This is a genomic window from Paraburkholderia madseniana (assembly GCF_009690905.1).
In the GTDB taxonomy this organism is placed as follows: Bacteria; Pseudomonadota; Gammaproteobacteria; order Burkholderiales; family Burkholderiaceae; genus Paraburkholderia; species Paraburkholderia madseniana.
Genome location: NZ_VOSW01000168.1, coordinates 1 through 12,536, shown reverse-complemented (window position 1 = coordinate 12,536; position 12,536 = coordinate 1). Strand labels below are relative to the sequence as shown.

The following is a 12,536-nucleotide window of genomic DNA, read 5'->3' as shown; positions in this document are numbered from 1 at the left end:
GCGCACTTCGTCTTCGTTGTGTAACGTTGCGTTCGTGACCGTCGCACCGCCGACGAACACCGGCTCCAGCCGCGCAACCGGCGTGATCGCGCCGGTGCGGCCGACCTGCACGTCGATCGCGACGAGTCTGGTCAGCGCTTCCTGCGCGGGAAATTTGTGCGCCAGGGCGAAACGCGGTGCGCGCGAGACAAAGCCGAGCGCGTCCTGCTCATCGCGCCGGTTGACCTTGTAGACGACGCCATCGATATCGTAAGGCAGCGTATCGCGCTTTTCGCCTACCGTGTGAAAGAACCCCAGCAAGCCTTCGGCGCCCTGCACCACCGCGCGCTCGCCATTCACCGGCAAGCCGAGTTCCTTGTACCAGTCGAGCAATTCGCTATGGGTGGCCGGCATTTCGATGCCTTCGACCACGCCGATTCCATAAGCGAAGAACGACAGCGGCCGCTGCGCAGTGATCTTCGAATCGAGTTGCCGCAAACTGCCCGCCGCAGCGTTACGGGGATTAGCGAATTCCTTCTGCTCAGCAGCACGCTGGCGCTCGTTCAGGCGTTCAAAATCGCGCTTGAACATGAGCACTTCGCCACGCACGTCGAGCACATGCGGCACGCGTTTGCCCTTGAGCTTGAGCGGAATGGAACGGATCGTGCGCACGTTTTCGGTGACGTTCTCGCCAGTGGCGCCGTCGCCGCGCGTGGACGCCTGGACGAACGTGCCGTCGACGTAGCGCAGCGAGATGGCGAGGCCATCGAACTTCAGTTCAGCGGCGTAATCCACCGGCACCGGCGGTTCGCTCGCGTTCTTGCCAAGCGCGTCGCCGACGCGCTTGTCGAACGCAACAATGTCTTCGTCGGCGAAGCCGTTGTTCAGCGAAAGCATGGGCTGATCGTGCACGACCGGCTCGAAGCCGCTCGACGCCTCGCCGCCCACACGCTGCGTGGGCGAATCCGGCACTACCAGGTCCGGGTGCTCCGTCTCGATTCGCTCCAGTTCCTTGAAGAGCTTGTCGTACTCCGCGTCCGGCAAGTCCGGCTGATCGAGTACGTAGTACGCGTAATTGGCGCGTTCGAGTTCCGCGCGCAGCCACGCGGCCCGCTCTGCCGGAGCGCTGGTTGCAGGGTTTGAGACGGAGGTTCGGGCCATGCTGTCGGAAGGTTCTTCAGTGAAATTCAGACATTGGATTATCGCAGGAAGCGTGCCCCTTTACATCGGCCGAATGGCCAGTTTCGTGCGTTCGTTATTCCGCCCCAAACGCCAACGGCCGCACAGTGTGCGGCCGTCGAATACTGCGCAATTGCGAAGCCGTTACTGGCTGAACAGACGCCGCGTGGCCGGCGAACCAGCCGGAATACCCGCCTGCTCGAGCTTCGCGTAAAGCGTCATCAACTGCTTTTCGATCGCCAGCAGCGCGGTTTCCGGCAGCGGACGGCGCCCGTCGTCGACCACCCGGCCGCCAATACGCTCAGCCAACGATTTCGCGTAGTCGCACATCAGGCGGAACGGCAGGATGTCTTCGTCCGCGACCGGCACATCCAGCACCAGCGTGATCATCTGGCCGCCCTTGTAGGTCAGGTCGTCGCGCAGGAAATTGGTGTCGCCGAATTGCAGCATGAAGACCGGGCTCTGCTTCGCGTCGAGCTTGACGAAGCGCGTACCGTCGCGCGAGAGCAGCAAGCCGTCCTGCGACGCGACGGCCTGGACATAATTGGCCGACCACGGCGCCCCGTCGGAAAGCACGTTGATCGACAGTTGCGCATCGCACTGCGCGGCGAAGCCGTCGAGCTCGCGCGCCATCGCGACCGTTTCGAGCATGTCGGGAAATTCCGGCGACGCGTCGAGCGCGTCGGCAAACTGCTGCACGCCGGTCACGAACTCGGAGAACTCCAGTTCGTTGAGCGCGCCACTCCGATTGGCCAGTTGCGCGGCCGCGCGGAGCTCTTCATAGCGCGCGCCGTTTTGCAGCAATTCCCACGCGCCGCCTTCGAGCTTGCCTTCGATATGCACCGGCTTGCTGCCGGCACGGCGCAGGCGCTGCGCGAGCGGAATCACCTTGTCGCCGGCCACGGGGCCATTCAAACGGATCGGCACGATGCAGTCGATGCGGCGATCGACGATAGCCGGCGGCGCCGAAGAAATCGTTGTGGCAGCGGGCAGGATCGGCTCATCGGCCGTCGCGGCATGGCCGGCCTCGGCTTCAGCAATGCCTTCCGCTTCCGGATAGCCGTTCGGCGTAGTCGTCTCGGCCTGAATATCGGCCGGCGTATCGGCCGGCGCGGCTGTCGCGCCGAAAGTCGGTTCGACACGTGCCGCCGAGGTTTCCGCCGCCTGCTCCGAACCCACTACGGGCTCGCGCCGCGTGGTCGGCCGGGCCGGTTCGATGAACGGGCTCTGCTCCTCCTGATCGTCCCGCGCGTAACTTTCGGTGGTATCGGCCGGCATTGGACGCGGCATCTTGCGGCGCACCTTCGCGCCTTGCCATGCGTTGTACACGACCACGCCCCCGACCACCACGGCACCCGCGCCGATCAAACCGAGTGTCAACTCGTCCATGCATGCTCCATCAGCAATTCTTCTGTCTGCGCGGCTTTGCGCCCGCCCCACGTGTCGCGCGGCCGATGGCCGCTGCGCTGAATGCGGGCGCCCGCGATGATCAACCTAAACGAAAACTTAAACGATATTCTGGGCGAAACCCGCCGCCGTTTCCATGTCGACCGCGACGATCCGCGATACGCCCTGCTCCTGCATGGTCACGCCGATCAGTTGCTGCGCCATTTCCATCGCGATCTTGTTGTGCGAAATGAACAGGAACTGCGTCTTGTCCGACATCGCGCGCACGAGGTTCGCGAAACGTTCCGTGTTGGCGTCGTCGAGCGGCGCGTCCACTTCGTCGAGCAGACAGAACGGCGCGGGATTCAACTGGAACATCGCGAACACCAGCGCGGTGGCGGTCAAGGCCTTCTCGCCGCCCGACAGCAGGTGAATCGTCGAATTCTTCTTGCCCGGCGGCTGCGCCATCACCTGCACGCCGGCGTCGAGAATCTCGTCGCCAGTCATGATCAGCTTGGCCTGGCCACCGCCAAAGAGACGCGGGAACAGCTCGCCGAAATGACGGTTCACTTCGTCGAAGGTGCCTTGCAGCAGCGTGCGCGTTTCGCCGTCGATCTTGCGGATCGCGTCTTCCAGCGTTTCGATCGCGTTGTTCAGGTCGGCCGACTGCGAATCGAGGAACGTCTTGCGCTCGGTCGCCGCCTTCAGTTCGTCGAGCGCGGCCATGTTGACCGGACCGAGCGCGGTGATCGCGTTGTTGATCCGCGTGACTTCGCCTTGCAGGTAGGACGGCTTCATGTCCGGCGTGAGCTTGGCCTGCAATTCCGCCTCATCGACGCCGGCTGCCGCCAGTTGCTCGATGAACTGCTCGCCGTTCAGGCGCGCGGCCTGTTCCTTCAACTGCAATTCGTTGATGCGGTCGCGCAGCGGTTGCAGCGCACGCTCGGCGGTCAGACGGGTTTCGTCGGCAGCACGCAGCTTGGCCGTCAGGTCGTCCAGTTCCAGACGCGCGGCGTGCAGCGCTTCTTCCTTGACCGCGCGGATATCGAGTGCGTCCTGCAAGCCGGTATGCGCGGTTTGCTCGTTGATCGTTTCCAGCTCGGCGCGCGCGTCTTCCAGCGACGCGGCGACGCGCTCGCTCTGCTCGTGCGAGACCTGGATGCTGCGCTTCAATTCGTCGATGCGGTTCGCCATGTTGCGCGCGGCGAAGCGCGCGTCAGTGGCGGCCCGATCGAGATCGCGCGATTGGGCGCGCGCGGCGGTAAGCGATTCGTCGAGCGCTTCGAAGGCCATCTGGTGATCTTCGAAACGCGCCTGCAATTCGGCGAGCTCGGAGTCGTGACGCTCGAAGTTCGCTTCCGATTCACCACGCAAAGCGCGCTGCTCTTCGATCTGCGCGGTGATTTCTTCGAGCTCTTCGCGAATTTGCGTGCTGCGCTGCGTGTAACGTTCATGCGCTTGCGCGAGTTTGAGCACGTCCATCTGCAAGGCGTGCACGCGTTGGGTTGCGCGCTCCGACTGTTGACGGACATCGGTCAACGCTTGCGCGGCTTGCGTGTGCGCGGCTTCGGCGCGGATCGCGGCGGCCTTCGCCTCATCGGCGAGCAAGGCTTGCGCGCGCACCTGACGGCCCAGGTTTTCGATTTCCTGCTGACGGGCCAGCATGCCGGCCTGTTCCGAATCGGCCGCATACAGCTGGACGCCGACTCGCGTCACGACGTGGCCGGCCTTGACGACGAACGAGCCGCCTTCCGGCAATTGCGCGCGCATGGCGAGCGCCTGCTGCAGATCGTCAGCGACGAAGGCGAGGCCGAGCCAGTCATTGAGCACGGCGCGAATGCCTGCGTCGTCGATACGAACCAGCGACAGCAACGGACGCAAGCCCGCCGGCGCAGCAACCGGCTGACCGGCTGCGGGCGGCGCGTAGAACGCGAGCTTGGCGGGCGGCGCGTCCGTGGCAAATGCCTTGACCCAGTCCAGGTTCGACACTTCGAGGGCGGCGAGCCGCTCACGCAGCACCGCTTCGAGCGCGGCTTCCCAACCGGCTTCGACATGCAGCTTCTTCCACAGACGCGGCAAGCCGCTCAGCTCGTGCTTTTCGAGCCACGGCTGGATCTTGCCTTCGGTCTGAACGTTTTCCTGCAGTTGCTTGAGCGCGGCAAGGCGTGCGTCGAGCTGATGAATCTGTGCGCTTTCCGACTGCACACGTTCCTGGGCCACACGCCGTTCGCCGTCGAGACGCGGCAGCGTTTCCTGCGCGTCGGCAAGACGGGCCTGCGCGTCGTGCAGGATTTCTTCGTGCTCGGCGAGCTGCGCGCGCATGTCTTCGAGCTGCGCTTCGTCTGGGGCATCCAGACCGCCCGCTTCCGACTTCAGCCGTTCGTGACGCTGCTGCAACTGCTGCAATTGCTGATCGGCATTGCGCTGATGCGCGGCTTCGAGCTTGAGTGCCTGTTCGGTCTGCGCGATACCGCCGCGCTCGGCGTTCAGTTCGGTCTGCGCATCGCGCCAGCGCGCTTCGAGTGCCGGCATCGCGTCATGCTTGGCGGCGGCCTCGTCTTCAGCCAGCGCGGCCTTTTCGTCGGCGACGGCCAGTTGTTCTTCAGCGTCGGCCAGATCGTCTTGCGCCTTCTGCGCTTGCGACTGCCACTGCTCGCGCTGCGCGGTCAGCGCGGCAATCTGCGCCTGCGTGCGGTTACGCGATTCGACGATGAACTTGATCTCGGCCTCGAGGCGGCTGACCTCGGCATTCGCCTCGTACAACGCGCCTTGCGCGCCCTGCATCGCGTCGCTGGCGGAGTAATGCGCCACGCGCAGCGTTTCGAGTTGCGCTTCGACTTCGCGCAGCTTCGCGGTTTGCGCTTCGAGGTCGATCTGCGCCTGTTCGATCGCGCGTTGCTGGCGTTCCTGCTCGCCGCCGGCTTCGTTCTTGCGCAGCAGCCACAACAGACGCTGCTTCTCTTCGCCGTCGGCCTGCAAATCCTTGTACTTGGTCGCGACGATTGCCTGCGCCTCGAGCTTCTCGAGGTTGGCACTAAGTTCGCGGACGATGTCTTCGACGCGGATCAGATTCTCGCGCGTGTCGTGCAGACGGTTCTCCGTCTCGCGGCGGCGTTCCTTGTACTTCGACACGCCCGCGGCCTCTTCAAGGAACACCCGCAGCTCTTCCGGCTTCGCCTCGATCAGGCGCGCGATCATGCCCTGCCCAATGATCGCGTACGCACGCGGCCCGAGGCCGGTGCCGAGGAAGATGTCCTGAATGTCGCGGCGGCGCGCCGGCAGGTTGTTGATGTAGTAGCTCGAGGTGCCGTCGCGCGTCAGCACGCGCTTGACGGCGATTTCGGCATACTGCCCCCACTGCCCGGCGGCGCGGCCGTCGGCGTTGTCGAACACGAGTTCGACGCTGGCGCGGCTACCCGGCTTGCGCGCGGTCGAGCCATTGAAGATCACGTCCTGCATCGACTCGCCGCGCAACTCGGAAGCGCGCGATTCGCCGAGCACCCAGCGCACGGCGTCGATGATGTTGGACTTGCCGCACCCATTCGGTCCGACCACGCCGACAAGCTGGCCCGGGACCTGGAAATGCGTGGGATCGACGAATGACTTGAAGCCAGCGAGTTTGATCGAGGTCAGACGCACGGCGATTTCGCTGTTTGAAAAGGGAAAATAAAAGGTGGCTCGTGAAGGCCGCGCCAGCCGTTCGCCGATGCAGCGAAACGGCCCGCGAACCCCCGCGACACGGGCGCCGACTGCACGCTATGAAGCATGCACCGGCTAATGAGGGGCAATCATACCATCGCGCGCGAGCGGTTCTTAGCGTCCTTACGGTCCGCACCGAGGTCGGCATCTCGGTCGGCATCAAGACCCGCATCCTGATTGGCCGGATCAGGCGGTAAAGCCTTTGTCCGGTGCACCCAGCTGGATAATGCCGACGCCAGCACGATGCACGCGCCGCCTGCCCATTCGCGCGGGCCCGGCGACTCGCCGGCGAACAGCCATGCGGACAAGGCCGTCACCACGATCTCGAACAGCATGATGATCGAGGCCCGATTGGCCGGCACGCGCGCGAGTCCGTACTGCACGAGCATATTGTTCGACGCCAGCAGAAAACCGAGGCCGAGCACTAGTAACGCGGCTGTGCCGAGATGCGCGCCGGTGGGCGGTGCGGGCATTGCCTCGAACAGCGATGCACAGGCGCTGAAAATCGCCGCGCCGCCGAAGATCGTCGCGGTGCGCATTTCGGGCTTCATCTCGGGCAGCACGCGGCTCGTCTTGAGGATCAGAACGTTGCTCATCGCGAAACCCATGCCACCCGCGAGGCCAGCCCATTCGGCAAGGTTGCCGGGCACCGGAAGGCCCAGTTGCGGCGACCACAGCATGGTCATCGCGCCGGCCAGCGACAGCGCGGCAAGGCCTGCGCCCGACCAGGTCACGCGTTCGTGCAGGATGAAGTGCGCAAAGAGCGCGGTCCACGCGGGGGTGAGATAGAACAGCAGCAATACGCGCATCACCTCGCCGTGGATCGAGCCCCACACGAAACCGAGATTGGTAATGCCGGCGGCCAGCGCAAGCGCCGGCAGCAGCCAGTGCCAGCGCACCGTCTTAAGCGCACGATGGCGCACCAGCAGAACGAACAGGCAACCGGCGGCGCTCGTCAGTGCGCTTGCCGCCGTGCCGGTCACGCCGAGCGCATTCAGCATGCGCAGCGGGTACCAGATCATCCCCCATACCGAGGCGCCAAGCATGATCGCGAGCGTCGGCCAGCCGTTGCGAAGCCAGTTGGTCATGACGTAAGGCTCCCGCGACGGTTGCTGGTCCTGCGGGCGATGTTGCTGACTTTGCCGACGGCGGCGTTCTTGCACCCGCTTCGTCCGAATAGTGCGGATGTCTCCGTTGCTGCTACATACATTGCTGCTCCTGCTTCTTTTTTGCGCGAACCGTCTGCGGTTCGCGTCGTTCCCGCTGCGTCGCATTGCCTGCGCCGCCTGGCGGGTTGCGCCGCGCCTTACACGCCGGGCGCCACCATGAATTTCCCGTGCGCGCCGCCACGCTATAATCATTCGCTCGCCGCCGCTGCCGCCCTTTTCGCGTGTTTCACGCGTTTTACGGTCCGCATGCGTGCCAGCATTCCTCTGCGCCCATCTTCGATCAGGCTCGATCCGCCCAGTGAACCCGCTACTCGACTCCCTCCAGCCCTATCCGTTCGAAAAGCTGCGTGCACTTTTCAAGGACGTCACGCCGCCGGCCGGCCTCGCGCACATCAGCTTCGGCATCGGCGAACCGAAACATCCCACGCCCGCGCTGATTCGCGACGCGGTGATCGCCTCGCTTGGCGGTTTGTCGGCGTATCCGGCCACCATCGGTTCGCCGGCACTGCGCGAGTCGATTGCGAAATGGGCGACGCAGCGCTACAACCTGCCCCCGGTCGATCCGGCCACCCAGGTGCTGCCTGTGGCGGGCTCGCGCGAGGCACTGTTTGCGCTCGCACAAACGGTCATCGACCCCAAGCGAAACGCTGACGGCGAGCCTGCGATCGTACTCTGTCCGAACCCGTTCTACCAAATCTATGAAGGCGCCGCGCTTCTCGCCGGCGCGCAACCGTACTTCGTAAATAGCGACCCGGCGCGCAACTTCGCCTGCGACTATTCGGCGGTGCCGGCCGACATCTGGGCGCGCACGCAGCTACTGTACGTGTGCACGCCCGGCAATCCCACCGGCGCCGTGCTCACGCTCGACGACTGGCGCGAGCTGTTCGCGCTGTCGGACCGTTACGGCTTCGTGATCGCCTCGGACGAGTGCTACTCGGAAATCTACTTCGACGAAGCCAATCCGCCGCTCGGCGGCCTGGAAGCGGCCCACAAGCTCGGCCGCGGCTTCGAGCGCCTCGTGATGCTCTCCAGCCTGTCCAAGCGCTCGAACGTGCCGGGCATGCGCTCGGGCTTCGTGGCCGGCGACGCGGCGATCCTGAAAGACTTCCTGCTATACCGGACATACCACGGCACGGCCTTGTCGACGGTGTTCCAGAGTGCCAGCATCGCGGCCTGGAATGACGAAACGCACGTGCGCGAGAACCGCGCGAAGTACGTGCAGAAGTTTTCCACCGTGACGCCGATGCTCGCCGAGGTGCTCGACGTACGCCTGCCGGACGCCGCGTTCTACCTGTGGGCGGACGTCTCGCGCACGGGCCTGTCGGACACCGAGTTCGCCCAGCGCCTCTACGCCGACTATAATGTGACGGTTCTGCCGGGCTCGTTCCTCGCGCGCACTGCGCATGGCGTGAACCCCGGCCGCAATTTCGTGCGCATGGCGCTCGTCGCCGATGTCGACGAATGCACGCAGGGCGCACAACGAATCGTCGATTTTTGCCGCGCGCTCGCGGATTGAGTTTTCGCGAATTTTCATATTCGGCAACCCCGCGCACCGCATTCCCTTCTTCAGACTTCAACTCTTCAGAAAAGCACGCATATGTCGCAACAACTTCAGCAGATCATTGATACCGCCTGGGAAAACCGCGCCGACCTGTCGCCGAAGGCCGCCCCGGCCGAGGTGCGCGAAGCCGTCGCCCACGCCATCGAGCAACTGGACAAGGGCGCGCTGCGCGTGGCCGAAAAGAAGGACGGCGACTGGGTCGTCAATCAATGGCTGAAGAAAGCCGTGCTGCTGTCGTTCCGCCTGGAAGACAACGTGGTGCAGCCGGCTGGCGGCTACTCGCAGTTCTACGACAAGGTGCCGTCGAAGTTCGCCAACTACACCGCTGAAGACTTCGCCGCCGGCGGCTTCCGCGTGGTGCCGCCCGCCATCGCGCGCCGTGGCTCGTTCATCGCGAAGAACGTCGTGCTGATGCCGTCGTACACCAACATCGGCGCCTATGTCGACGAAGGCACGATGGTCGACACGTGGGCGACCGTCGGCTCGTGCGCGCAGATCGGCAAGAACGTCCACCTGTCGGGTGGCGTGGGTATCGGCGGCGTGCTGGAGCCGCTGCAGGCCAACCCCGTCATCATTGAAGACAACTGCTTCGTCGGCGCGCGTTCGGAAGTGGTGGAAGGCGTGATCGTCGAAGAAAACTCGGTGATCTCGATGGGCGTGTACCTCGGCCAAAGCACCAAGATTTACGACCGCGAAACCGGCGAAGTCACGTACGGCCGCATTCCGGCGGGTTCGGTGGTGGTGGCGGGCAACCTGCCGTCGAAGGACGGCTCGCACAGCCTCTACTGCGCTGTGATCGTCAAGAAGGTCGACGCCAAGACGCGTGCGAAGGTCGGCCTGAACGAGCTGCTGCGAGGCGATTGATGGCACGCGGCACCAAGACCGTCGTCTACGGCATCCCGAACTGCGACACCGTGAAGAAGGCCCGTGTGTGGCTCGAAGAGCACGGCGTCGAGTTCGAGTTCCACGACTTCAAGAAACACGGCGTGACCGAGCCGCTGGTTCAGGACTGGCTGAAAGACGTGAAGCTCGACGCATTGCTGAATCGTCGCGGCACGACCTGGCGCGGCCTGTCCGACGACATGAAGGCGGCGGCGGACACGCAGTCGGGCGCGATCGCGTTGATGATTCACAAGCCGTCGGTGATCAAGCGGCCTGTGCTGGTGGTCAACGGGAAGGTCAAGTCGCTCGGTTTTTCCGTGGACGAATATACGGCGCTGTTTGCCTGACGCTGTTTGTCCCGGCGTACGCTGTTTGCTGACGCGCACTCCCGCTCGCGTGGCTCGACGCACGGGACTGAACGCCAGGCTCAGCGCCGCGATCGAACGCAACGGGTAGTAAAACGTGGCCTCGCCGCGTTGCTTAAAAGCTGTTGCCGGCTGCGGTGCCCAACCGCCAGCCGGCATTTTTTCATTTCAAAGTGGCTTGTACTGAATCCATGTCCGGCACCCTCGCCCTTACCGAACAACTGATCGCGCGCGCGTCCGTCACGCCCGACGACCAGCATTGCCAGCGTCTCCTGATCGAGCGCCTGTCCGCGCTCGGCTTCGAGCACGAGACGATCGAATCGAACGGCGTGACCAACCTGTGGGCCGTCAAACGCGGCGTCGACGGCACGCGCGGCAAGCTGCTCGCGTTCGCCGGCCACACGGACGTCGTGCCGACCGGCCCGCTCGAACAATGGCACTCGGCGCCGTTCGAGCCGACCCATCGTGACGGCAAGCTCTACGGCCGCGGCGCGGCGGACATGAAGTCGTCGATCGCCGGCTTCGTGGTGGCAAGCGAGGAGTTCGTCGCGGCGCACCCCGCGCATCGTGGCTCGATCGCATTCCTGATTACGAGCGACGAAGAAGGCCCCGCCACCGACGGCACCGTCAAGGTCGTCGAAGCGCTGCAGGCACGCGGCGAGCGCATGGACTACTGCATCGTCGGCGAACCGACCTCGAGCGCGCAGTTCGGCGACATGGTGAAGAATGGCCGGCGCGGTTCCATGTCGGGCAAGCTGATCGTCAAGGGCGTGCAAGGCCATATCGCCTATCCGCATCTGGCGAAAAATCCGGTGCATCTGCTCGCGCCCGCGCTGGCCGAGCTGGTCGCCGAACGCTGGGACGACGGCAACGAGTACTTCCCGCCCACCACCTGGCAGGTGTCGAACATCCATAGCGGCACCGGCGCGACCAACGTGATTCCGGGCCACGCGGACGTGATGTTCAACTTCCGCTTCTCGACGGCCAGCACGGTGGACGGCCTGCAGGCTCGCGTCCATGCGATCCTCGACAAGCACAATCTCGAATACGACCTGCAATGGACCGTGAGCGGCCTGCCGTTCCTCACGCCGCGCGGCGATCTGTCGAACGCACTGGCTAAAGCCATCAAGGACGAAACCGGCGTGACGACCGAACTGTCGACCACCGGCGGCACCTCGGATGGCCGCTTCATCGCGCGCATCTGCGAGCAGGTGATCGAATTCGGCCCGCTGAACGCCAGCATCCACAAGATCGACGAACATATCGAAGTCGCACACATCGAGCCGCTGAAGAACGTGTATCGCCGCGTGCTCGAACAACTGATCGCCTGACCAAGGAATTTCTGCGATGACGCTCCCGTTTTCCACTGTCCGCGACCTGCTGCGTTTCGCGGTGTCGCGCTTCAACCAGGCCGAGTTGTCGTTCGGCCACGGCTCGGCCAACGCCTACGACGAAGCTGCTTACCTGATACTGCACACGCTGCATCTGCCGCTCGATCTGCTGGAGCCGTTCCTCGACGCGCGTCTCTCCCCGGCCGAGGTCGACGCCGTGCTGAACGTGATCGAGCGCCGCGCCGGCCAACGGGTTCCGGCGGCGTACATCACGCAGGAAGCGTGGATGCACGGCTTTCGCTTCCACGTGGACGAACGCGTGATCGTGCCGCGCTCGTTCATCGGCGAGTTGCTGCAGGACGGTCTGCAGCCTTACGTCGAAGATCCCGAACAGGTCAGCGCCGTGCTGGAACTCTGCACCGGCTCCGGCTGCCTTGCGATCCTCGCGGCGCACGCCTTCCCGAACGCGGATATCGACGCCGTCGATCTCTCCGCCCCCGCTCTCGAAGTCGCCACCCGCAACGTGACGGACTACCGGCTCGACGACCGCGTCGCCCTCTTCCAGGGCGACCTGTACGCGCCGCTCGCCGAGCGCCGCTACGACGTGATCATCAGCAATCCGCCGTATGTGAACGCCGCTTCCATGCAGGAACTGCCCGCCGAGTACAAGCACGAGCCGGACATGGCTTTGGCTGGCGGCACGGACGGCATGGACATCGTGCGCCGGATCATCGCCGAAGCGCGCAACTGGTTGACCGAAGACGGCGTGCTGGTGGTCGAGATCGGCAACGAGCGCGCGAACGTCGAAGCGGCCTTCGGCGGCCTCGATCTGGTCTGGCTGTCGACGAGCGCCGGCGACGACAACGTGTTCCTGATTCAGGCCGCGGATCTGCCGGTATAACGTTCTATCGCCGGATCGCCGGTTGCCAGATCGCTGGTTGCCGGACCACCGGACCGCTTTATTGCGTGACACGCGCGGCAGAAG

9 protein-coding genes are annotated in these 12,536 nt (G+C 64.5%); 5 read left to right on the top strand and 4 right to left on the bottom strand.

Annotated features, from left to right (window positions below; translation table 11 throughout):
* From ligA to FSO04_RS43140, 4 genes are all read right to left on the bottom strand, one after another.
* A partial coding sequence (gene ligA / locus FSO04_RS43155) for an NAD-dependent DNA ligase LigA (RefSeq protein ID WP_154567458.1) occupies window positions 1-1,140 on the bottom strand: 1,140 nt, incomplete at its 3' end.
* 162 nt (window positions 1,141-1,302) lie between these two features.
* Window positions 1,303-2,547: a cell division protein ZipA C-terminal FtsZ-binding domain-containing protein gene (locus FSO04_RS43150; RefSeq protein WP_154567457.1), complete on the bottom strand. Its 1,245-nt coding sequence runs from the start codon at window positions 2,545-2,547 to the stop codon at window positions 1,303-1,305.
* Window positions 2,548-2,664: 117 nt separating this feature from the next.
* Window positions 2,665-6,183 carry a chromosome segregation protein SMC gene (gene smc, locus FSO04_RS43145; protein WP_168436021.1) on the bottom strand — a complete coding sequence of 1,173 codons (3,519 nt, stop codon included), beginning with the start codon at window positions 6,181-6,183 and terminating at the stop codon, window positions 2,665-2,667.
* A gap of 149 nt (window positions 6,184-6,332) precedes the next feature.
* The gene (locus tag FSO04_RS43140; protein ID WP_154567455.1) at window positions 6,333-7,331 is read right to left on the bottom strand and encodes a DMT family transporter; all 999 of its coding nucleotides are present in this window, start codon (window positions 7,329-7,331) and stop codon (window positions 6,333-6,335) included.
* A gap of 379 nt (window positions 7,332-7,710) precedes the next feature.
* On the opposite strand from FSO04_RS43140, the gene dapC reads away from it, so the two are divergent.
* The 5 genes from dapC to prmB all read left to right on the top strand — a co-directional run bounded on the left by dapC (window position 7,711) and on the right by prmB (window position 12,452).
* A complete protein-coding gene (gene dapC / locus FSO04_RS43135) occupies window positions 7,711-8,928 on the top strand; it encodes a succinyldiaminopimelate transaminase (RefSeq protein WP_168436020.1) in 1,218 nt (405 codons plus the stop codon).
* Window positions 8,929-9,009: 81 nt separating this feature from the next.
* Window positions 9,010-9,837: a 2,3,4,5-tetrahydropyridine-2,6-dicarboxylate N-succinyltransferase gene (dapD, locus tag FSO04_RS43130; protein WP_154567454.1), complete on the top strand. Its 828-nt coding sequence runs from the start codon at window positions 9,010-9,012 to the stop codon at window positions 9,835-9,837.
* Window positions 9,837-10,202 (top strand): ArsC family reductase, encoded by a 366-nt coding sequence (locus FSO04_RS43125; RefSeq protein WP_154567453.1) that lies wholly within the window; start codon window positions 9,837-9,839, stop codon window positions 10,200-10,202. Before dapD ends, FSO04_RS43125 begins: the two co-directional genes overlap by 1 nt.
* 209 nt (window positions 10,203-10,411) lie before the next feature.
* Window positions 10,412-11,551, top strand: coding sequence for a succinyl-diaminopimelate desuccinylase (gene dapE, locus FSO04_RS43120; RefSeq protein ID WP_154567452.1), 1,140 nt, complete (start codon window positions 10,412-10,414; stop codon window positions 11,549-11,551).
* Between the two features lie 16 nt (window positions 11,552-11,567).
* Entirely contained in the window at window positions 11,568-12,452 is an 885-nt protein-coding gene (gene prmB, locus FSO04_RS43115) for a 50S ribosomal protein L3 N(5)-glutamine methyltransferase (protein WP_154567451.1), read from the top strand.
* Window positions 12,453-12,536 lie beyond the last annotated feature (84 nt).

Bases quoted from the DNA above. Each gene is read 5' to 3' on its own strand.
- FSO04_RS43150 (WP_154567457.1), bottom strand. From the start codon at position 2,547: ATGGACGAGTTGACACTCGGTTTGATCGGCGCGGGTGCCGTGGTGGTC.
- prmB (WP_154567451.1), top strand. From the start codon at position 11,568: ATGACGCTCCCGTTTTCCACTGTCCGCGACCTGCTGCGTTTCGCGGTG.
- FSO04_RS43125 (WP_154567453.1), top strand. From the start codon at position 9,837: ATGGCACGCGGCACCAAGACCGTCGTCTACGGCATCCCGAACTGCGAC.
- dapE (WP_154567452.1), top strand. From the start codon at position 10,412: ATGTCCGGCACCCTCGCCCTTACCGAACAACTGATCGCGCGCGCGTCC.
- dapD (WP_154567454.1), top strand. From the start codon at position 9,010: ATGTCGCAACAACTTCAGCAGATCATTGATACCGCCTGGGAAAACCGC.
- FSO04_RS43140 (WP_154567455.1), bottom strand. From the start codon at position 7,331: ATGACCAACTGGCTTCGCAACGGCTGGCCGACGCTCGCGATCATGCTT.